Origin of the sequence: Pantoea sp. ME81 (assembly GCF_903970985.1) — a bacterium.
GTDB lineage: Bacteria > Pseudomonadota > Gammaproteobacteria > Enterobacterales > Enterobacteriaceae > Pantoea > Pantoea communis.
In genome coordinates, this window is record NZ_CAJCKS010000091.1 from 1 (window position 1) to 20499 (window position 20499).

Annotated in this window: 17 protein-coding genes; 14 read left to right on the plus strand and 3 right to left on the minus strand. The window is 56.1% G+C overall.

Annotated features, from left to right (window positions below; genetic code table 11):
- Nucleotides 1–949 (plus strand): transporter (locus tag H7A81_RS16505; RefSeq protein ID WP_182058089.1); only part of this gene is annotated, 949 nt, incomplete at its 5' end.
- A 155-nt stretch (nucleotides 950–1104) separates the two neighbouring features.
- Here the strand turns inward: H7A81_RS16505 and sbcB are convergent.
- On the minus strand, nucleotides 1105–2526 hold the full coding sequence (gene sbcB, locus H7A81_RS16510) for an exodeoxyribonuclease I (RefSeq protein ID WP_182058090.1): 1422 nt from the start codon (nucleotides 2524–2526) through the stop codon (nucleotides 1105–1107).
- A gap of 200 nt (nucleotides 2527–2726) precedes the next feature.
- Between sbcB and dacD the strand changes: the two genes are divergently transcribed.
- From dacD to tmaR, 4 genes are all read left to right on the plus strand, one after another.
- Nucleotides 2727–3893: a serine-type D-Ala-D-Ala carboxypeptidase DacD gene (gene dacD / locus H7A81_RS16515; protein WP_176505712.1), complete on the plus strand. Its 1167-nt coding sequence runs from the start codon at nucleotides 2727–2729 to the stop codon at nucleotides 3891–3893.
- Between the two features lie 88 nt (nucleotides 3894–3981).
- Complete coding sequence (locus H7A81_RS16520; RefSeq protein ID WP_182058091.1) at nucleotides 3982–4446, plus strand: GyrI-like domain-containing protein; 465 nt, start codon at nucleotides 3982–3984, stop codon at nucleotides 4444–4446.
- Between the two features lie 159 nt (nucleotides 4447–4605).
- Nucleotides 4606–5664 (plus strand): FUSC family protein, encoded by a 1059-nt coding sequence (locus H7A81_RS16525; RefSeq protein WP_034824691.1) that lies wholly within the window; start codon nucleotides 4606–4608, stop codon nucleotides 5662–5664.
- A gap of 161 nt (nucleotides 5665–5825) precedes the next feature.
- A complete protein-coding gene (gene tmaR / locus H7A81_RS16530) occupies nucleotides 5826–6146 on the plus strand; it encodes a PTS system regulator TmaR (RefSeq protein WP_034824689.1) in 321 nt (106 codons plus the stop codon).
- 102 nt (nucleotides 6147–6248) lie between these two features.
- Here the strand turns inward: tmaR and H7A81_RS16535 are convergent, their stop codons facing one another.
- Complete coding sequence (locus H7A81_RS16535; protein ID WP_182058092.1) at nucleotides 6249–7316, minus strand: LacI family DNA-binding transcriptional regulator; 1068 nt, start codon at nucleotides 7314–7316, stop codon at nucleotides 6249–6251.
- A 99-nt stretch (nucleotides 7317–7415) separates the two neighbouring features.
- On the opposite strand from H7A81_RS16535, the gene H7A81_RS16540 reads away from it, so the two are divergent.
- Entirely contained in the window at nucleotides 7416–8186 is a 771-nt protein-coding gene (locus tag H7A81_RS16540; protein ID WP_182058093.1) for a YdcF family protein, read from the plus strand.
- A 170-nt stretch (nucleotides 8187–8356) separates the two neighbouring features.
- Here the strand turns inward: H7A81_RS16540 and H7A81_RS16545 are convergent, their stop codons facing one another.
- Entirely contained in the window at nucleotides 8357–9268 is a 912-nt protein-coding gene (locus H7A81_RS16545; RefSeq protein ID WP_182058094.1) for a ketopantoate reductase family protein, read from the minus strand.
- Nucleotides 9269–9482: 214 nt separating this feature from the next.
- On the opposite strand from H7A81_RS16545, the gene fusA reads away from it, so the two are divergent.
- The 8 genes from fusA to H7A81_RS16585 form a co-directional block, all read left to right on the plus strand.
- On the plus strand, nucleotides 9483–11582 hold the full coding sequence (fusA, locus tag H7A81_RS16550) for an elongation factor G (RefSeq protein WP_182058095.1): 2100 nt from the start codon (nucleotides 9483–9485) through the stop codon (nucleotides 11580–11582).
- Nucleotides 11583–11841: 259 nt separating this feature from the next.
- The gene (locus tag H7A81_RS16555) at nucleotides 11842–13455 is read left to right on the plus strand and encodes an ABC transporter substrate-binding protein (protein ID WP_166932109.1); all 1614 of its coding nucleotides are present in this window, start codon (nucleotides 11842–11844) and stop codon (nucleotides 13453–13455) included.
- A 217-nt stretch (nucleotides 13456–13672) separates the two neighbouring features.
- Complete coding sequence (locus tag H7A81_RS16560) at nucleotides 13673–14188, plus strand: GNAT family N-acetyltransferase (RefSeq protein ID WP_182058096.1); 516 nt, start codon at nucleotides 13673–13675, stop codon at nucleotides 14186–14188.
- Nucleotides 14189–14217: 29 nt separating this feature from the next.
- Nucleotides 14218–15831, plus strand: a complete 1614-nt coding sequence (locus tag H7A81_RS16565; RefSeq protein ID WP_182058097.1) for an ABC transporter substrate-binding protein — start codon at nucleotides 14218–14220, stop codon at nucleotides 15829–15831.
- 13 nt (nucleotides 15832–15844) lie between these two features.
- Nucleotides 15845–16837, plus strand: coding sequence for an ABC transporter permease (locus tag H7A81_RS16570; protein WP_182058098.1), 993 nt, complete (start codon nucleotides 15845–15847; stop codon nucleotides 16835–16837).
- A complete protein-coding gene (locus tag H7A81_RS16575; protein WP_182058099.1) occupies nucleotides 16834–17667 on the plus strand; it encodes an ABC transporter permease in 834 nt (277 codons plus the stop codon). The genes H7A81_RS16570 and H7A81_RS16575 overlap by 4 nt, the downstream gene beginning before the upstream one ends.
- A complete protein-coding gene (locus H7A81_RS16580) occupies nucleotides 17664–19268 on the plus strand; it encodes an ABC transporter ATP-binding protein (RefSeq protein ID WP_182058100.1) in 1605 nt (534 codons plus the stop codon). Before H7A81_RS16575 ends, H7A81_RS16580 begins: the two co-directional genes overlap by 4 nt.
- Before the next feature lie 12 nt (nucleotides 19269–19280).
- A partial coding sequence (locus tag H7A81_RS16585) for an LLM class flavin-dependent oxidoreductase (RefSeq protein ID WP_182058101.1) occupies nucleotides 19281–20499 on the plus strand: 1219 nt, incomplete at its 3' end.

Sequence of the window (20499 nt, forward strand, 5' to 3'; positions counted from 1 at the left end):
ATTGCGTCTTTCACCGCTGAAGTTCGGCCTCTCAATGGCTGGCATGATGTTGATGGTGCACGTCGCTGTGCCAACGCATCCCGGTCCTGCGGCGGCGGCCAGTTTGCTGAATGCTGATATTGGCTGGTTAATGATGCTGGGCATTGGGGTTTCCATCCCGGTCGGCATCATTGGCTACGTTGTCGCAAAAATGTTGAACCGCAAAAACTATCACTTATCAGTAAATGTGCTAGAGCAGGTTCAGCTCACCACGAATAAAGATGAGCAGAAAACCGTCAAGAACCCGCCTTCAGCAGGCTTGGTTGCCGGTTTAATCGTCTTGCCTATTTTCCTCATCATGATTGGAACCTTGGTGCCACCACATCTCACTCCGGGATCGACGGCACATGGCATTCTCACGTTGCTGGGCGCACCGGCAATTGCATTGCTCATCACCCTGGCGCTGGCAGTATGGCAATTAGGATTTCGTCGTGGTTGGGGCAAAGACAAGGTTGAAGCACTCTCAAATACGGCTATCGCCAATGCTGCTGGTGTGATTCTGGTTTCGGGGGCGGGCGGTGCATTTGGCAAAGTATTGGTTGAGTCGGGCGTGGGTAAGGCACTGGCAGGGTCACTGTCGGCCATCCACTTGCCGCTGATTCCTGCGGCATACATTCTGTCATTGGCGTTACGCGCCTCGCAGGGATCGGCGACAGTAGCCATCGTCACCACTTGTGGTTTGCTGACCAGTGCCGTAACCGGATTGGCTGATATGCAATTGGTTCTGGTGGCGCTTTCAGCCTGCTTTGGTGCACTAGGCCTGTCGCACGTGAATGATTCCGGCTTCTGGGTGGTAACGCGCTATTTAGGTTTGTCGGTAGCTGATGGTTTGAAAACCTGGACAGTTTTGACCACTGTGATGGGACTGTTTGGCTTCCTGTTCACGTGGGTGATTTGGGCCATGCTTTAAGGCAGTTTTTCCTTCTAATCCCTCTCCCACAAATGGGAGAGGGAACCAATCCAGCGACGACAACAGAATGGCAACCATCTTAAACATCTCTCGATCAACTCTTTATTCCTGTGGGAGAAAACGTTGATGAGGTCATCAGGCCGCAGAGAACCACACTACGAAACCAACTCCTGCGCATACAAATACAGCGCTTTCAGCTGCGCCATCTTCTCCGCGTTATCCTCATGCAAACTCGCTAACGACTCCAGCTCTAAAAGGAACGCCTGCACGCGGTCAGCATTCAGCGCTTCACGGCGATGCTGCAACCAGCGCTGCTGCTCTTGATCATCCAGCGTGCCGGGGAAGTTACGCGCACGATAGCGGAATAGCAGCTTCGCAATGCGTTTATCGTCGAAGGTCAAATCCAACGCCGGTAAATTCTGCGGCGGCGTCTGACGCACGATGTTCATCGCTGCGCGATCGGCATCACTGAAGAAGCCGTCATACAGCTGTGCGTCAACGTCATCCGATGGCTTAAACGGCTCGGCTTCCGCAAAGAGCGTCACCGCTTTCTCACGCACTTCAGCGTGCTGACGCAGCAGCGCCAGGTTCGCCAGACAGCGTTCACGATCGATATTCAGGCGTGCAGCATCTTCGGGACGTAAGGTATTCGCTGGGGCTAACACCGGGCATTTATTAATATGCACCAGCTTAATCGGTACCGCCGCGCGGTCGCCCAGTTCACTCTGTTTGGTGTACAGCTGCTCGCGCAGTTCATCCGCATTCAGCTCCAGCAGTGGCTGCATATCGCCCGCCAGATCCACCACAATCAGCGCATTACGATTATCCGGATGCCATGCCAGCGGAATGACCCAACTGGTGTTGCCACGTGCCGCACCGAACATGCCGGAGACGTGCACCAGCGGCTTCATCTGCGGAATATCAATCAGGTTCATCAGTTTCTGCTTGTTGCGATGGGTAAACAGAAACTCAAACAGCTTCGGCTGCTTCTCTTTCACCAGTTTCGCCATCGCCAGCGTGGCATACACATCCGACATCGCATCGTGCGCCTGTTCGTGTGCCACGCCGTTGGCCTTGGTGAGATGTTCCAGTTTGAAGCTGGGGAAGCCGTCATCATTTTCCGGCCAGATAATACCTTCCGGGCGCAGGGCGTAACAGGCGCGCATCACATCCAGAAGATCCCAGCGCGAGTTACCGTTTTGCCAGCTCCAGCCGTAAGGATCGAAGAAGTTGCGATAAAAGATATTGCGCGTCACTTCATCGTCGAAGCGCACATTGTTGTAACCAATCACACAAGTTTGCGGCTCGGTAAACAGCCCATGAATGCGTTCAGCAAATGCCGTCTCTGTTACCCCGCGCGCTTTAGCCACCTGTGGCGTGATGCCGGTGATCATCACCGCTTCCGGCTGCGGCAGATAGTCATCGGCGGGCTGGCAGTAAAACACCTGCGGTTCACCTACGGCGTTGAAATCTTTATCGGTGCGCAATCCAGCAAACTGCGCCGGACGGTCCAGTGAGGGACTCTTACCGAAGGTCTCGTAATCGTGGAACAAAAAGGTGAACTCAGAGGCGGGCACGGCAGTATCCTGGCAATAGAAAATCAACGCACAGAATAGTCGTGTGCAGCAGGCAGCACAACCTTGTTTACCGCTGCTGCGGGCAGGCGCACAGCATTTGTCCGCAGTTCATACTTTTTTTCAATTTATTCAACTATCCAGGCGCTAATTGCCGTAAAACGTGCGGCGGTAAATTCATTTTTTGATTTGAGGAAGAAGTGTTGAAAAGGCGTCTGCTGGTAACTGTATCTGGAATGATTGTTTGGGCATCACTGGCACACGCTGACGACAGCATGCCATTCCCACTGACGCCTCCGCCGATCGATGCGGCTTCGTGGGTGTTAATGGACGCCACCACGGGCCAGATCCTCACCGCCGGCAATCCCGATGAAGAGCGTAACCCGGCCAGCCTCACCAAGCTGATGACCGGCTACGTGGTGGATCGCGCGGTTGATCAGAAAAAAATCACCCGTGACGATGTGGTCACCGTGGGTAAGGATGCCTGGGCTGCAGGTAATCCGGTGTTCAAAGGCTCCTCACTGATGTTCCTCAAGCCTGGCGACAAAGTGACGGTACGCGATCTGATGCGTGGCGTGATCATCGACTCCGGCAACGATGCCTGTGTGGCGCTGGCGGATTATGTGGCGGGCAGCCAGGACAGCTTCGTCAATATGATGAACAACTACGTACAGAAGCTCGGTCTGACGCATACCCATTTTGAAACCGTGCACGGCCTGGATGCACCCGGCCAGCACACCACCGCGCGTGATTTAGCGGTGCTGTCGCGCGCCATCATCAATGGTGAGCAGGATTTCTACGCCATGTACGCGGAGAAAACCCTGAGCTGGAACGGGATTACGCAAAATAACCGTAACGGTTTGTTATGGGATCAAAACCTTCACGTTGATGGCATGAAAACAGGCCATACTGAAACGGCAGGTTTCAACATCATCGCGTCAAACATTGTTGGTCGTCATCGCCTGATTGCAGTGATCATGGGCGGCAAGAGCTCGAAAGGACGTGAAGAGCAGGCGCGTAAACTGCTGGTGTGGGGCCAGAACAACTTCGATACCGTGCAACTGTTCCATGCAGGTAAGAAAATCGGCACCGAAAACGTCTGGTACGGCAATCCGCACAAAGTGGATGTCGGCACCACTCAGGATATTTATCTGTCTCTGCCGCGCACCGAAGTTTCAAACGTCATGGCGAAATATGTGATTGAGCGTAAAGACCTGGAAGCACCGCTGAAAGCCGGTGAGCAGGTGGGTGAGATTCAGGTGATGGATAAAGACAAGCAGTTGGCGAGCTATCCGCTGTATGCCTTACAAGGTGTGGATAAAGCCGGCATCATCACGCGTATCAGTGACTACGTAAAACAGAAACTGTAATCCGCAGCGGATAGCTGAGTCGCTCCCATGGCTCAACAGCATGGGAGTGAAACAGTGAGGCTTTCTGCTGCTGAACGGAGGCAAAGGTATGAAAGCATCTATCGTTGAACGCAATCCTCAAAGCTGGCTGGGCTACCATTTGCAGGGTCCGTGGCAGGAAACGGTGCCGCGCGGATTTAACCAGCTAAAAAGCTGGGTCGAGCAGCATGGTGTCGAAGGCGAATGGCTGGCCATCTATTACGGTAATCCTGAAATTCTTCCGCCGGAAGAGCTGCGCGTTGAAACGGTGATCACTGCGCCCACCGATGCTGTGCCCTCCTATGGTGACGACATCGAGCAAGGCCTGCTGCCCGGTGGGCAATATTTTCATGCGCGCATGGAAGTGATGAACAACGATTTCTTCACCGCCTGGCACAGCCTGTTTGATCATCTCAAGACGAAAACCGACTGGCAGGTGGATAATCGTCCCTGCTTCGAACACTACCTTTCCGACGGCTCTGACAGCGGCGACTGGCTGGTGGATATGTACATTCCGGTACGTGCAGCCGACTAATATCATCAGTGCGTTACTTCTATGTTTCATAAGAGAAAATAAGATGTAGCGCACTTGTTGAATCGCAAAAAAAGAGCGGAAATAGTGCTGCGCAGCACTCAATGTTCGTGTCGCGCCAGGGTAACATAGCGCGCAAATTTTTATCGTTCCCGGACCACCATGTTACGCGCCGACAAACCCATCTCTGCCATTGAGTTCTGGTTCTACCGCCACTATCGCGCTGTGCACGGCGTGCGCATCGCTATCGCCTTTGTGCTCTGTTTTCTGTTTGTGCGTTTGACGGATATTCCGGAAGGCACCTGGCCGCTGATCACCCTGGTGGTGGTGATGGGGCCGATCTCGACCTGGGGCAATGTGTTTCCGCGTGTGATCCAACGCATCAGCGGCACCTTTGCCGGACTGGCATCGGGTTTGATCGCTCTGAAGCTGGAACTGATCTCGCTGCCGATGATGTTGTCATGGTGCTTCGTGGTGATGATTATTTGCGGCTATCTGACGCTGGGTAAACATCCTTATATGGCGCTGCTGATAGGTATAACCCTCGGCGTGGTGGTGGGTGCGCCGGCCGGTGACTTCACTGTGGCGCTGTGGCGTGGCGGCGATGTGATCCTCGGTTCGATTATGGCGCTGCTGTTCAGTGCGATTCTCGCTCAGCGCGCCTACACGCACTGGCGCATTCAGCTGTCCGATTCATTTCTGGCGATGGCGAAACTGCATCACACCGGCTTTTCCGCTAACCTGCTGGAAAAACCCCGACTCAACAAACCCTTCCAGAAACAGCTGACCAGCGTCATTAAGATGCGCGCACTTCTGGAACCGGCCAGCAAAGAGACGCGCATTCCTAAATCGGTGTTTGAAGCGATTCAGACCATCAACCGTAATATGGTTAACACGATGCAGATGCAAATTGATGCATGGTGGTCATCACGTGAGAGCCACCTGTTGCTGCTCAATGCCCCGACGCTGCGCCGCAGTCAGAAAATGACCGAAGACACGTTGAACGCGCTGGCCACATTGATGGTGAAAGGGGAGACGGAAGGCGTGATCGCCAACAGCCATGAACTGGAAGAGATAACCCAGGAACTGGAACAGTTGATTGCCAACCGCAGCGGGCGCTTAGAGACCACGGCGATCTATGGCTACGTGTGGCTGAGTCTGGAACAGGCGCGCCAACTGGAGCGTATTACGGACCTGGTCCGTCTGGCACTGCGCAAATAGTTTTCTCAGGCAATGACTTAATGTGAATCACCCTTTCTTTGCGCTAAGATAAGTGCCAGTCCGAAATTAGCTGTGAAAATTGCGAATCCAGCTAGCAAGCCGCTAAGCTGTAGCTCATGACTATTCCGCCTGCCGCGGCAGGCTCAAAGAAAGGTGCCAACATGGAAAATGCCAAGCAATCATTTCAGGACGTTCTGGAGTTTGTACGTATGTTTCGTCGTAAAAACAAACTGCAGCGCGAAATCGTGGATAACGAGAAGAAAGTCCGTGATAACCAGAAACGTGTGTTGCTGCTGGACAACCTGAGCGAGTACATCAAACCAGGCATGAGCGTTGAGGCGATTCAGGAAATCATTGCATCCATGCGTGTGGACTATGAAGACCGCGTCGATGAGTACATCATCAAAAATGCTGACTTGTCTAAAGAGCGTCGCGAGCTGTCGAAGAAGTTGAAAGCGATGGGCGAGCCAAAGCCGCAGTAAAAATGTTGGGACCGCAAGGTCCCAATTTTTTTGCAGCGTGGCGGCTTCCATCACGCACTGCCTGCCGTGGCGTGCGCAATAGCCTGTGCTGCTTCAACCTGGTCAGGCTTTGGGTTTTAATTGTCGCGCTAATGCCTGCAACTGACCGGCGATTTCTGCTATATCCACATCCCCTTGCATCGGCGCAGCTGTCGTTTCGCGCAATATCAGCTCGGTTACCAGCGGCAGGGGCTGTATAGCTTCTCCGGCCAGTTCCGCCAACAAGCGGTCTACAGATACCGCACCCAACTGCTGCAAATCCTGACGCACGGTGGTGAGCGGCGGCTGATACCACGCGCTCTCGGCAGTGTCGTCATAACCAATAATCGACATCTCTCCCGGAATTTTCACGCCGTGTTGGTGCAGTGCACGCATCGCCCCAAGCGCCATCTGATCGTTCGCCACCAGCAGAGCCTGTGGCAGGCGATCCGGCAGCAACTGCAATAGCGCCTGATACCCGGATGCCGCACTCCAGTCGCCATGCAGTACGCATACCGGCTGTAACTGGTGTGACGATAACGCCCGTTGCCATGCAGTGAAGCGCGCCCGCGCCGAAGCCGAACTTTCAGGCCCATTCAGCACGCCAATCTGCTGGTGGCCCAGCGCGACGAGATGCTCCACTGCCTGCTGCGCACCCGATTCACTCTGATACTGGCACTGGCTGACAGCAGCATGTTGTTCAACATCGAGAAACAGCACAGGCTTGCTGCCGCACTGCTGCTGCACCTGCGCCGCCTGTTCAGCATCGAGCGGCAGGTTGATGAGTAGTGCATCCACGCGCTGCGCCAGCAGTTCATTCACCGTATCCTGGGCATTTCCGGCCGCATTCGCCATGGCGATCACCAGATGGTAACCCTGTGCGGCGGCACGTTCATGGATCGCAGAGGCAATTTGTGCCGGGGCCATCAATGCCAGATCGCTGGTGGCCAGCCCCAGCGTGCGCGTGGCTTTTCCTGCCAGCTGCTGTGCCACGCGGTTGGGCACATAGTTCAGCTGTTGCATCGCGGCTTCGACTTTAGCGCGCGTGCGTGGCGAAACCTGCACGGAATGGTTGAGCACACGGGAAACGGTCTGGTAGGAAACCCCCGCCAGTGCAGCGACATCATCGAGGGTAACGGAACGCGCAGTCATAAACTCTCCTGAATCTGATAGCGGCGAGTGTAGCAAATTTTTCTCTGCTGTCGCGGAGTTAAGCCGCTACACTGCCAGTGTTAATGCGAGGAGAACGCGATGCAGCTCAATAGCCAACAGATTCAGGATATCAATACGCTTGCGGCCTGGCTGGCGCTTGACCACATGCCGACAGATGGCACGCTTGAGGTTGATTTGGCAATTCTTGCCGGTCACGCGGTACTGCCCAACGTTGAAGGTGTGATTGCACTGGCGAAGAAGTATCAGCTGCCTCTGATGATCAGCGGCGGTATCGGTCATTCCACGGTGTTACTGGCGGAGATGATTGCTAATCATCCCCTTTATCGTCAGATTTCTACCCAAGGTAAAAGCGAAGCAGAGCTGCTGGGTGACATGGCGCGGGTGTTTGCCGCACTGCCGGACGAGCAGCTGCTGCTGGAAACCGCCTCACGCAACTGTGGTGAGAATGCCGCTTTCAGCCAAAAACTGCTGGATGAGCAGAAGTGGCAGCCGCAGCATGTATTGCTGGTGCAGGACCCACTGATGCAGCGACGTACCTGGGAAACCTTCCGCTACCAGTGGCGCGACCGTGCCGACGCACCCGAATTTATCAGCTGGCCGGTGTTCGTCCCGCAGGTGATGATGGATGCGGGTATGCTGCGCATTATCGGTGCGCCACCGCAAGGATTGTGGTCGATGGAGCGTTTTCTTTCGCTGCTGATGGGCGAGATCCAGCGCCTGCGCGATGATGAAAACGGCTACGGTCCACGCGGCAAAGGTTTCCTCGGGCATGTGGATATCCCGGACGAGGTAGAAGCAGGCTGGCAGCGCTTGATGCAGCTGAAGGGCGTGCAGTCGCGGCTTGGATAAAACGCGTATAACCCCGATGCGGTGCACTTTATTGCGCATAGGTCGGCGATTTGGCTCTGTCAGGTTCACGCCTAACCCCGTAGCGGCGCAATTCATTGCGCGTAAGTCAGCGAATTAGCCTTCTCAGATTCGCGCGATAATATAGCACCGCAACGGTATTAACCTGCGATTTAACGATTCTGCAAATATACCTGCAAATTCACATACACCGCATTCAACAACGGGGTGTTCACACCATTGCGCGCGCCGCGCACCAGCAAATCACCGATGACCTGATCCGCTTCAATTTCATAACCCTGGGTTAAATCGCGGTACATCGAGGAGGTCATCGCCACCTGCGGATTATTCAACGTTTCATAAATCTTCGCCGTTACCGCTGGCCGTTCCTGATAGCCGTCAGCGCTGAGTACGGAAAGTACCTCGGCGAAAATCCCCTGCAACAGCGCCTCTCCACCTTGGGATCGCAACACCTGTTGGGTATTACCTCGCGCGATGCAGCATACCGCCCCTAAGGTGCTCAGCAGCAACCACTTCTCCCACAGTTCGCTGATGATGTTGTCAGCAAAGACCGTATCGAACTGCGCGATGTTCAGCGTCTCATCGACACGTTGCAGACGTGCATCATTGTGCCCATCGAGTGCACCGTAGTAGAGGATATGCAGTGGCGTCATCTGCACCACTTCACCTTGTTCACCCAGCGTGGCGTTGATTTTGCACAAGCCGCCAATCACCTTGTCGCCAAAGCGTGCGCGCAGCGTATCGATATGCCGCATGCCGTTGAGGATCGGCATGATCAGTGTTTCTGGCCCGACGGCGGGTGCGATATCCTCGATTGCCTGATCGAGCCCGAAGCTTTTCACCGTCAGAATGATCAGATCAAACTGGCCTGACAGCTTGCCGGTTTGCGCCAGCTGCGGGTGAATCACTTCTGTGCCGCCCGGTGTTTTTAGCACCAGACCGTTTTGTTGCAGTTGCTGAAAACGGCGCTCGCGCACCAGAAAAGTCACATCACGTCCTGCTTGCGCCAGACGTGCACCGAAATACCCGCCGGTGGCACCGGCGCCGACAACCAGAATGCGCATGGTTAGATTTCCCGTTGAGAGTGAGACCCTTACCATAAATCGGGAAGGGTTAAGCTTGCCAGCCCGTAAATGCTGAAACCGATGCAAGATTTTCACGATGGCTAAAAAAGGCTCAAACTGTTCGTATTTATTCGTACAATGGGTCTATGCTGTTGCGCAGCGGCGGGCAATGGTGCTCGCCCACTTTTCCAGTCGAACAGACTAAGGACGCATCATGCCCCGACCCCTACCTATCGAACGTTATCGCAATATCGGCATCTCCGCGCACATCGATGCCGGCAAAACCACCACCACTGAGCGCATTCTGTTTTACACCGGGATGAGCCACAAGTTGGGTGAAGTGCACGATGGCGCGGCAACCACAGACTGGATGGCGCAGGAGCAAGAGCGCGGTATTACCATTACCTCGGCGGCGGTAAGCTGCCACTGGCCGGGCATGGATGGCAGCTTCACGCCGCACCGCATCAACATCATCGACACACCTGGACACGTCGATTTCACCATCGAAGTGGAGCGATCCATGCGCGTGCTGGATGGTGCCGTGATGGTGTATGACGCCGTCGGTGGCGTACAGCCGCAATCGGAAACCGTGTGGCGCCAGGCCAACAAGTATCATGTGCCGCGCATTGCTTTCGTTAATAAGATGGATCGCCAGGGTGCGGACTTCTTCCGCGTGGTGCAGATGATGAAAGATCGTCTGCATGCCAACCCCGTGCCGATTGTGATTCCGATTGGTGCGGAAGAGCACTTCGCAGGCGTGGTGGATCTCAACAAAATGCGCGCCATCTATTGGGATGACGCCAGCCAGGGCATGACGTTCAGCTATGCGCCGATCCCTGATGAGTTGCAGGCGCTGGCTGCCGAATGGCGTGAGAATATGGTGGCCGCTGCGGCGGAAGCCAGTGAAGCGTTGATGGATCGCTATCTGGAGCAGGGTGATCTGAGCGAAGAAGAGGTCATCGCGGGCTTACGTCAGCGCACGTTGATTGGCGAGATCCAGCCGATGCTGTGTGGTAGCGCGTTCAAAAACAAAGGTGTGCAGCGCATGCTTGATGCGGTGATTGAGCTGATGCCGTCGCCGCTGGACGTGCCGCCGGTTACCGGTGTGAACGAAAAAGGCGAGCACGATGAGCGCCATGCTGATGACGAGGAACCGTTCTCGGCGCTGGCCTTCAAGCTGATGAGCGATCCCTATGTGGGCCAACTCACCTTCGTGCGTGTCTACTCCGGTGTATTGCGCAAAGGCGATAGCGTGTGGAATGCGGTGAAAGGGCGCAAGGAGCGCATCGGACGTATCGTGCAGATGCAGGCTAACGATCGTATCGAAATCGAAGAGATTCGTGCGGGTGATATTGCCGCCTGTGTCGGCTTAAAAGAGGTCACCACCGGTGAAACACTGTGCGATCCGAACGCAGTCATCACGCTGGAACGCATGGAGTTCCCGGACCCGGTAATCTCGCTGTCGATTGAGCCGAAAACCAAGGCGGATCAGGAGAAAATGGGGCTGGCGCTGCAGCGTCTGGCGGCGGAAGATCCATCGTTCCGCCTGCACACCGATGAGGAGTCAGGGCAGACGATTATCTCCGGTATGGGTGAACTGCACCTTGAGATCATCGTTGATCGCATGAAGCGTGAATTCGGCGTGGAAGCCAACATTGGTCGACCACAGGTGACCTATCGCGAAACCATCCGCAAAACGGTGCGCGATGTGGAAGGCAAGTTTGTGCGTCAGTCGGGCGGTAAAGGTCAGTATGGTCATGTGGTACTGACGCTGGAGCCGCAGGCAGCAGGCGCCGGTTTTGCCTTTGAAGATGCCACCAAGGGCGGTGTCGTGCCACGCGAGTTTATTCCTTCGGTGGAGAAGGGGATTCGTGAGGCGCTGAACAGTGGTGTACTGGCGGGTTATCCGGTGGTAGACCTTAAGGCCACGCTGACTTTTGGTTCGTATCATGACGTCGACTCCTCAGAAATGGCGTTCCGCATGGCGGCGATTTTCGGTTTCAAAGCCGCAGCAAAACAGGCTGACCCGGTGATTCTTGAGCCGGTGATGCAGGTGGAAGTGGAGACGCCAGAGGATTACGCCGGTGGGGTGATGGGCGATCTCTCTTCGCGTCGCGGTACGCTGCAAGGTATGGATGAGCGCTTTGGTGCGCGCATCATCCGAGCCGAAGTGCCGCTGTCAGAGATGTTTGGCTACGCCACCACGCTGCGATCCATGTCGCAGGGCCGTGCGACTTACAGCATGGAATTTGCGCATTACGCTGAAGCGCCACGCAATGTGGCCGAGGGAATTATTGCGTCACGCGCAGAGTGATTTTTTGGGCGGCAAGGATGCTGCCACTTAATACCCTTTCATCTATCCATTCGTCATATTCGCATTAATGCGGAGGGCTGCATGCCGTCGTTAAGGATGGCGCTACGGTTTTATTTCCCGCCTTAAATCATTTCATCACAACCTTTGCCACTATTGTCGTTTTACATTTATTTATCCGGATTTTAATAATTTAGCGGAAATTAAAAACAGGCCGGAATTCGGGCTGATTAAAATAACACCTGCTATCACCAAGGATAATATGAAAATAAACGCAATTTCTCTGGCGCTGGGCTTAAGTTTGCTTGGCGGTGCGCTTCACGCTGTTGCTGCCGATAAACCGGTCAGCGGTGGCAGTTTGACGGTGGGCGTCGAAACCGAACCCACGACCTTTAACCCGCAACTGAACGGGCAGGACAAAGCCGAAATCACCCTGCGCAATTTCTGGGAGTCGCTGCTGGCACGCCGCCCTGACGGCAGTTTTGTGCCGTGGCTGGCTGAAAGCTATCAGGCCAGCGAGGATGGCAAAACCTTGCGCTTTAACCTGCGTCGCGATGTCACTTTCTCCAATGGTGAAAAATTTGATGCCAATGCGGTGGCTGAAAACTTCCGCCAGACTCAGGTGGCACAGTACTGCGCGGGCACCAGCCTGTGCCTGATGGGGTCGCACATCGACAAAATTGAAACCCCTGATGACCATACCGTGGTGATTACGCTGAAAGAGGTCTATTCCCCGTTCCTCTCCTTCGCGGCGGGACTGCAAATTCTCTCACCCTCCAGCTGGAAATCGTCGCAGCTGAAATCGGGCGGCACGGAGATTGCCGGCACCGGCCCGTTTATCCTGCAAAGCTACGAAAAGGGTCAGCAGGTCACTTACGTCAGAAACCCGAAATACAACTGGGCGCCTGCCACGGCGAAGCATCAGGGGCCAGCCTATCTTGACCGCGTCACCTATCGCTTCCTGCCGGAATCCTCGGTGCGTACCGGGGCGCTGCTGTCCGGGCAAGTGGATGCCATTGAAGGGATTTCGGGTAATGATGCCGGTGAGTTCAAGGACAACAGTGATTTCACCTACCAGCACGCGCTCAATACCGGTACGCCGTACTCGCTGTTCCTCAACGTCGAGTATGGTCCCACGCAGGATGTGAAAGTGCGCCAGGCACTGCTACAAGGGCTGGAGATCGACCCGCTACTGAAATCGGTGTATCGCGGTGAGCGTACGCGCGCGTGGGGCATTACCTCACCGATTGATCCGCTGTACAACAACGAACTGGAAGGGAAGTACGGCAATAACCCGGATGCCGCCAACAAGCTGCTGGATGAAGCAGGCTGGCAAACCCGTGATAGCGAAGGCTTCCGCAGCAAAAATGGCGAGCGGCTGCGCATTGAGCTGATTCAGGCGCAGGCCACGGTGCGTGACCAGCGCGACGTGTTGCTACAGGCGATTCAGGCACAGGCGCGCCAGCGGTTGGGCATCGATCTTAAGCTCAACTACGTTGATTCCGGCACCTACGCGGATGTGCGCAAAAGCGGAAAATTCGGCACCATCGCCAACTCCAACACCCCGACTGATGGCGTAGATATTGAGAACCACTATCGGCCCATCGCTCAGGGCGGCGCGATTAACTACAGCCGTGTCAATGATGCTGGTCTCAATGCACAGCTGGATAAGGCCGCTGCCACACTGGACTTGCAGCAACGCCGTCAGTATTACAGTGAGTTGCAGCAGCGTGCACTGCTTCAGTTGGCCTTAGCGGTGCCGTTGTACGAACCCGAAGATCAGCTCGCCACCGCCAGCTACGTGCACGGTTACGGCTTCCGCAGTTATAAACAGATGCCGGAAAGCGTTTACGATGTGTGGTTAAGCAAACACTAATTGGTAAAACGATTGGTAGCGGCATGATTTATTGCGTGTGCATCAGAAGCAACTTTATTGCTTATGGGTGCGCGATAAATTTTGCCGCTATGCTATGCGCCAAATAAAACGCTTCTGTTATTTCCCACAATTAACAAATCCATTGCCACTATTCTCGTTTTACTTTAATTCCCCGGATTTCAATAATTCCCTGAAGATAAATTCAGGAAACCCCAACATGAGCCAATCCATCCAAATCGCCAAACCCGACGATACCGAAGAGATATTTGCCCTGTTACAGCGTGCGTATGCCTCGCTGGTGGCGCTGGATGTGCATTTCACCATTTCGCAGGGCAACGTTGAGCAGGTACGCCGCGTCATTGAACAGGAAACGGTGCTGGTACTGCGTAAATGGGAGCGCGCTGTTGCGACAGTCACGGTGCGCTTTCCGTGGCAGCAGGAAACCGATGCGCCGTCGTCGCTGCCGTTTATCCACTGGTTCGCCGTGGACCCAGACTACAAAGGGCAGGGCTATGGTCGTGAAATCATCAGCTATGCCGAAGACACCCTGTTGAAAGAGACGCTTAAAGCGCCGGGTGTCTATCTGGCAACCGCCACCAAACATCCGTGGCTGAGTGAGCTTTATTTGCGTCGCGGCTATCAGCCGTTTTATCACCGCACCAATGCATTGGGCGAAGCGCTGGTGTTCCTGAAAAAGGAATTCAACCCGCAGCCGATCGCCAGCATTGCCTGATTCACATCATTTAAAACAACAGGGACTTTATGAAAGCGAATTCGATCACGCTGGCGCTGGGGCTGGCGTGCCTGCTGAGCACCTCGGCCACGCTTGCCGCAGAATCCCCGCGCAGCGGCGGTTCACTGACCTATGGCGTGGAAACCGAACCAGCACCCTTAAATCCACAGTTAAACGGGCAGTCCAAAGCAGAAGTGACGCTGCGCAATGTATGGGAATCCCTGCTGGCGCGTCGCACCGATGGCAGCTTCGTGCCGTGGCTGGCGACGGGTTACGAGGTCAGCCCAGACGGCAAAGTTTATCGCTTCACGCTGCGTCGCGATGTCACTTTCTCGAACGGTGAAAAACTGGATGCCAACGCGGTGGCGGAGAACTTCCGCCAGGTTCAGGATCCAAAATATTGCGCCGGAACCAGCATCTGCGCCCTGAGCGCACGCATTGCCAGCGTTGAAACACCCGATAACGACACCGTGGTGATCACCCTGAAACAGGGCTATGCGCCATTCCTGTCGTTTGCTGCCAAGCTGCAGATTCTGGCTCCCGCCAGCTGGCACTCACCGCAACTCAAAGCGGGCGGTAAAGAGATTGCGGGCACCGGTCCTTTCATCATCGAAAGCTACGAAAAGGGCCAGCAACTGACACTGGTGCGCAATCCGCATTACCACTGGGCACCGGCCACCGCACATCATCAGGGTCCGGCATATCTGGAGAAAGTAACCTATCGCTTCCTGCCGGAATCCTCGGTGCGCACCGGCGCATTGCTCTCCGGCCAGCTGGATGTCATTGAGGGGATCTCCGGCAATGATGCCAGCGAGTTTAAAGACAGCGCAGATTTTACCTACCAGCACGCGCTGAATACCGGCACGCCTTATTCGTTGTTCCTCAACGTTGAATATGGCCCAACGCAGGATGTGAAAGTGCGTCAGGCACTGTTGCAGGGGCTGGATATCGATCCGCTGTTGAAGTCGGTGTATCGCGGCGAACGCACCCGCGCGTGGGGCATCACTTCACCAGTTGATCCGCTCTATAACAACGATCTGGAAGGCCAGTACGGTAATAACCCGACAGCGGCGAACAAATTACTGGATGAGGCCGGATGGCAAGCGCGCGATGGTGAAGGCTTTCGCAGCAAAGACGGTCAGCGTCTGAGCATTGAAGTGATTCAGGCGCAGGCCACGGTGCGCGATCAGCGCGATGTGCTATTACAGGCGATTCAGGCGCAGGCGCGTCAACGTCTCGGCGTCGAAATCAAATTGCGCTATGTCGATTCCGGCACCTATGCCGACGTGCGCAACAGTGGTCACTTTGGCTCGATTGCCAACTCGAATACCGAAACCGACGGCATTGATATCGAAAATCACTACCGTCCGGTGAAAGCCGGTGGCGCCATCAACTACAGCCGCGTTAATAGCCCGGAAATCAACGGCTGGCTCGATCAGGCCGCCGCCACGCTGGATATCAATCAGCGCCGCAAATACTACAGCCAGCTCCAGCACTATGCCCTGACGCAGCAGGCGTTGGCGATCCCACTCTATGAACCGGAAGACCAAATCGCTGCCGCCCGTTATGTGCACGGCGTGGGCTTCCGCAGCTACAAGCAGATGCCGGAGAACGCGTACGACATCTGGCTCAGTGATCATTAATCAGGAGGCGAAGATGAGTCTGGAAAGCATTGTCACCCGCACCCCGCGACCGCGTCGGCCTTCAGTCTGGCGCAGTGAACTGTCGCGCCGTATTGTCGGCCGTCTGCTTGGCGGCCTGCTGGTGCTATGGGCCGCCGTGTCGCTGGCTTTTCTCGGGGTGCATCTGGCACCCGGCGATATTGTTAGTTTGCTGATTGGTGAACAGCTTCGTACCCCGGCGATTGAAGCGGCGATCCGCGCAGAATGGGGATTGAATGAGCCACTGTGGTGGCAATATCTGCATTACCTGTGGCGCGTGCTGCATGGCGACTTTGGTCGCTCTTATATGCTCAACACTGAAGTCAGCCATCTGCTGGCTACCCAGCTGTGGCCGACCATCAAACTCACGCTAGCGGCACTGCTGGTGAGCATTTTGTTTGCGGTGGTGATGGCGGTTGCAACGGCCCATCGTCGCGTTGGGCGTCGAGTGGCCAACAGCGTTGAACTGCTGCTGGCTTCTACGCCTTCATTCTGGATGGGCATCGTGCTGCTGTTTATCTTTAGCTTCACGCTGCGCTGGTTCCCGGTGGCAGGTGATCGTTCACTCTCCTCACTGGTACTCCCAGCGCTGGCATTGGGACTGGCGCAAGGGACGGTGATTGCCCAGCTACTGCGTCGTGAACTGGAGCGTGCACTGGATGCACCCTTTACCCTGACGCTGCGTGCCTGGGGCGTAGGGGAAACCACTATTCGTTTACGTCACGCCTTGCGTCATGCTGCGCTCCCCGCCGTAACCTTAACCGGCTGGCTGGTGGGCGGATTACTCAGTGGCGCAGTGATTACCGAACAGGTATTTGGTCGCCCTGGCCTCGGCAAACTCACCGTGGATGCGGTGCTGGCCAAAGATCTGCCGGTGGTGCTGGCGGTGGCGATTCTCTCGGCGCTGATCTACGTGGTGATGAGTACGCTGGTCGATATCTTGTCGCTGTGGATCGACCCGCGTTTGCGTGGGGAGAACAAATCATGATTGCGGCCTTGCAACGTCTTCCCTCATCTCTGCCCATTGCCGTGTGGCTGGCGATTTTCTACCTGGTGCTGCTGGCGGTGGCGGTGATTGCGCCGGGCGTGCTGACCCATAGCGATCCGTTGCTGGCCGATCCGGTTAACGCGCAGCTAGCGCCTTCTGCTGCCCACTGGCTCGGCACCGATCAGCTGGGACGCGATCTGCTGACGCGCGTGATTTACGGCAGCCGCTATTCGCTGCTGATCAGCGTGGCGGCAATGGCATTGGCGGTACTGTTTGGCACCTTGCTGGGCCTGATTGCGGCACTGGCGCGTGGGGTGATCGATGAGCTGCTAAGCCGCGCGGTAGATGTGATCTCCGCCTTTCCGGATCTGCTGCTGGCGCTGATGCTGATCGCGTTTACCGGGCCCGGTACCAACAACCTGATTATCGCACTTGGTGTGGCCTCCGTGCCGCGCTTTGCCCGCGTGGTGCGTGCGCAAACCTACACGGTAATGACCTCCGGCTACGTTGAGCAGGCACGCACCTTTGGCTTGTCACGCTTCACGTTAATCACCCGCCATATTCTGCCGCACGCCATCGCGCAGGTGCCGGCGCTCGCCACGCTGGGACTCGGCACCGCCATTATCGGCACCGCCGGATTGAGTTTTCTCGGCATGGGACCGCAACCGCCGACCGCCGAATGGGGCCTGATGCTGGCAGAAGGGCGTAACTATCTGCGCAACGCATGGTGGATTGCAGTGTGGCCCGGCGTGTTTATCACCCTGACCGTGATTGCGGTAAATACCTTAGGCCGCCACTGGCAGGCTCGTTTTGAAGGAAGAAGTGCATGAGCCAACCCTTTATCGATATTCAAAATCTCAGCATTCGCTTTGGTCCACAGCAGGTGGTGAAGAACCTCAACTTACAAGTGTGGCCGGGTGAGTCAGTGGCGCTAGTGGGAGAATCAGGCTCGGGTAAAACCCTGACCGCCCGCAGTTTGCTGGGATTATTGCCCGAAGGCGCGATGCTGACCGCCGATCGTTTTACCATCGATGGACGTGATATGCGTCAAGCCACTCGTCATGACTGGCACACGTTGCGCGGACGTCGCATCGGCTATGTGTTGCAGGATGCGCTAGTCTCCCTTGATCCACTGCGTCGTATTGGGCAGCAACTCAGCGATGCGCTCAACGCGGCGGGACATCGTGAGGCGATAGAGGAAAAGAGCCTGGCTCTGCTAAAAGCGGCAGGTATTCACGATGCTGAAAGCCGACTGGCGCGTTATCCGCACCAGCTATCCGGCGGCCAACGCCAGCGTGCGCTGATTGCCAGCGCGCTGGCGGGCAGTCCAACGTTATTGATTGCCGATGAACCGACCACCGCACTGGATATGACCGTGCAGCGCCAGATTCTGCAACTGCTGGCTCAGCGCCGCCGGGAAGGGCATGGTCTGCTGCTGATCAGTCACGATCTGGCGGTGGTGGCGGAACTGGCGGATCGCGTGCTGGTGATGCGCGATGGCGAAGTGGTGGAGCAGGGCCACAGTAGCCCGCTGCTGCAGCGTCCGCAACATGCCTGGACACAGCGCCTGCTACGCGCGGTGCCAACCCCTGCCACGCGTGGGATGCGTTTGAGTGCCACCGAACCCACACTGTTACCGCCGCGTCCAAAGCCGGGCACCACGCCGTTGCTGGAAGGCATCAATCTAAATAAAGCCTATGGCGATCGCCTGGTGCTCAACAATATCAATTTTCAGCTACATGCGGGTGAGACGCTGGGCGTGGTGGGCGAATCCGGCTCGGGGAAAACCTCGCTGGTGAAAGTGGTGATGGGCTTAACCGAACCCGACAGCGGCACGCTACAGCTGGAAGGTGAACGCTGGGATCGCCTGCCAGAGAAAGCCCGTCGCGCACGCCGTGCCAGGCTGCAGCTGATCGCGCAGGACCCGTTTAGCTCTTTCGATCCACGCTACACGGTAGAAAAAATCATCGGTGAAAGCCTCGACAGCGTTGGCATCTATGGCGATGCGCGTCGACAGCGCGTGCGCCAGTTGCTGGATGAAGTGCAACTGGGTGACCGTTTCCTGCAGCGCTATCCACAACAGCTTTCTGGCGGGCAGCGCCAGCGCGTGGCGATTGCGCGCGCTTTTGCGCCAAATCCAGCGCTGCTGGTGGCCGATGAGCCAGTAAGCGCACTGGATGTGTCAGTGCAGGCACAGGTGCTGGATCTGCTGGCAGAGATGCAGGCTGAGCACGGCACCGCACTGCTGTTTATTTCTCACGATCTCGGCGTGATCCAGCATCTGGCGGATCGCGTGCTGGTGATGCAAAACGGACAGATCGTCGAGAGCGGGACAATGACCCAGGTGTTTGCCGCACCGCAGCATCCGTGGACGCAAAAACTACTTCAGGCGCTACCGGTAATTCCCGACTGGCAGCCCGCACACGCTTAACAGGAGCAAAATATGAGTCAGACACAACGCCAGCTGCGGCTGGGTGCCATCATTCAGGGTGTATCCGGCAACATGTCGGCATGGCGTCATCCAGATGCAGTGGCCGATGCCAGCATCAATGTGGATTACGTGCTGGATCTGGCACGCAAAGCGGAGCAGGCGAAGATCGATTTTCTGTTTGTTGCCGATGGTTTGTACATCACACCTCAGTCGATACCGCATTTTCTCAACCGTTTTGAGCCGATTACCTTGCTGTCAGCCCTCTCACTAGTGACGCAGAAAATCGGTTTAGTGGCGACGCTCTCCACCTCATACAGCGAGCCGTTTACCGTGGCGCGTCAGTTTGCCAGTCTTGATCAACTGAGTGGTGGTCGGGTTGGCTGGAATGTGGTGACCTCGCCGCTGGAAGGTTCCGCGAAAAACTTCTCACGCGCCACTCATCCGGAGCACGATGAGCGCTACCGCGTCGCCAGCGAATATTTGCAGGTGGTGAAAGGGCTGTGGGATTCGTGGGAACAGGATGCGTTCGTACGCGACAAGCAAACTGGACAGTTCTTTGATGCAGATAAGCTGCATACCTTGAATCATAAGGGCAAATATTTTGCCGTGCAGGGGCCGTTAAACGTCGGCCGCTCGCCGCAGGGACGCCCAATCGTGTTCCAGGCGGGTGCATCTGAAGCCGGCAAAGCGTTTGCGGCTGAAGCGGCAGATGCCATTTACACCCGGCAGGAGACGCTGGAAGAGGCGCTTGAGTTTCGTGAGGACGTGCGACGTCGCCTGGTGGCACGTGGCCGCGATGCTGATGATATCCGCGTGTTCCAGGGCATCAGCGTGATTATCGGGGATACGGAACAGGACGCCGAGCGCCGCTATCAACACACCGCTGAGCTGGTGACCGTTGATAAAGCGCTGGAGTATCTGGGACGCTACTTCGAGCATCACGATTTCACTCAGTATGCGCTGGATGAACCCTTCCCGGAGATTGGCGATCTCGGAGCGAACAGCTTCCGCAGCACCACCGATAAGATTAAGCAGAATGCGCGTGAGCGTGGGTTAACCTTGCGTCAGGCCGCGCTGGAGGAAGCCACACCGCGTCCGAGTTTCCTCGGTACTGCACAACAGGTGGCAGACGGATTAGCGCAATGGTTCCTGGCGGGCGCAACCGACGGCTTTATCGTGCGTGGCGGCACTCCGACTGCGTTTGATGATTTTGTTGCGCAGGTGATTCCAC

Coding starts and splice junctions, on each gene's coding strand:
- H7A81_RS16520 (WP_182058091.1), top strand. CDS start 3,982: ATGAAAGCATCTATCGTTGAACGCAATCCTCAAAGCTGGCTGGGCTAC.
- H7A81_RS16525 (WP_034824691.1), top strand. CDS start 4,606: ATGTTACGCGCCGACAAACCCATCTCTGCCATTGAGTTCTGGTTCTAC.
- tmaR (WP_034824689.1), top strand. CDS start 5,826: ATGGAAAATGCCAAGCAATCATTTCAGGACGTTCTGGAGTTTGTACGT.
- H7A81_RS16535 (WP_182058092.1), bottom strand. CDS start 7,316: ATGACTGCGCGTTCCGTTACCCTCGATGATGTCGCTGCACTGGCGGGG.
- H7A81_RS16540 (WP_182058093.1), top strand. CDS start 7,416: ATGCAGCTCAATAGCCAACAGATTCAGGATATCAATACGCTTGCGGCC.
- H7A81_RS16545 (WP_182058094.1), bottom strand. CDS start 9,268: ATGCGCATTCTGGTTGTCGGCGCCGGTGCCACCGGCGGGTATTTCGGT.
- fusA (WP_182058095.1), top strand. CDS start 9,483: ATGCCCCGACCCCTACCTATCGAACGTTATCGCAATATCGGCATCTCC.
- H7A81_RS16555 (WP_166932109.1), top strand. CDS start 11,842: ATGAAAATAAACGCAATTTCTCTGGCGCTGGGCTTAAGTTTGCTTGGC.
- H7A81_RS16560 (WP_182058096.1), top strand. CDS start 13,673: ATGAGCCAATCCATCCAAATCGCCAAACCCGACGATACCGAAGAGATA.
- H7A81_RS16565 (WP_182058097.1), top strand. CDS start 14,218: ATGAAAGCGAATTCGATCACGCTGGCGCTGGGGCTGGCGTGCCTGCTG.
- H7A81_RS16570 (WP_182058098.1), top strand. CDS start 15,845: ATGAGTCTGGAAAGCATTGTCACCCGCACCCCGCGACCGCGTCGGCCT.
- H7A81_RS16575 (WP_182058099.1), top strand. CDS start 16,834: ATGATTGCGGCCTTGCAACGTCTTCCCTCATCTCTGCCCATTGCCGTG.
- H7A81_RS16580 (WP_182058100.1), top strand. CDS start 17,664: ATGAGCCAACCCTTTATCGATATTCAAAATCTCAGCATTCGCTTTGGT.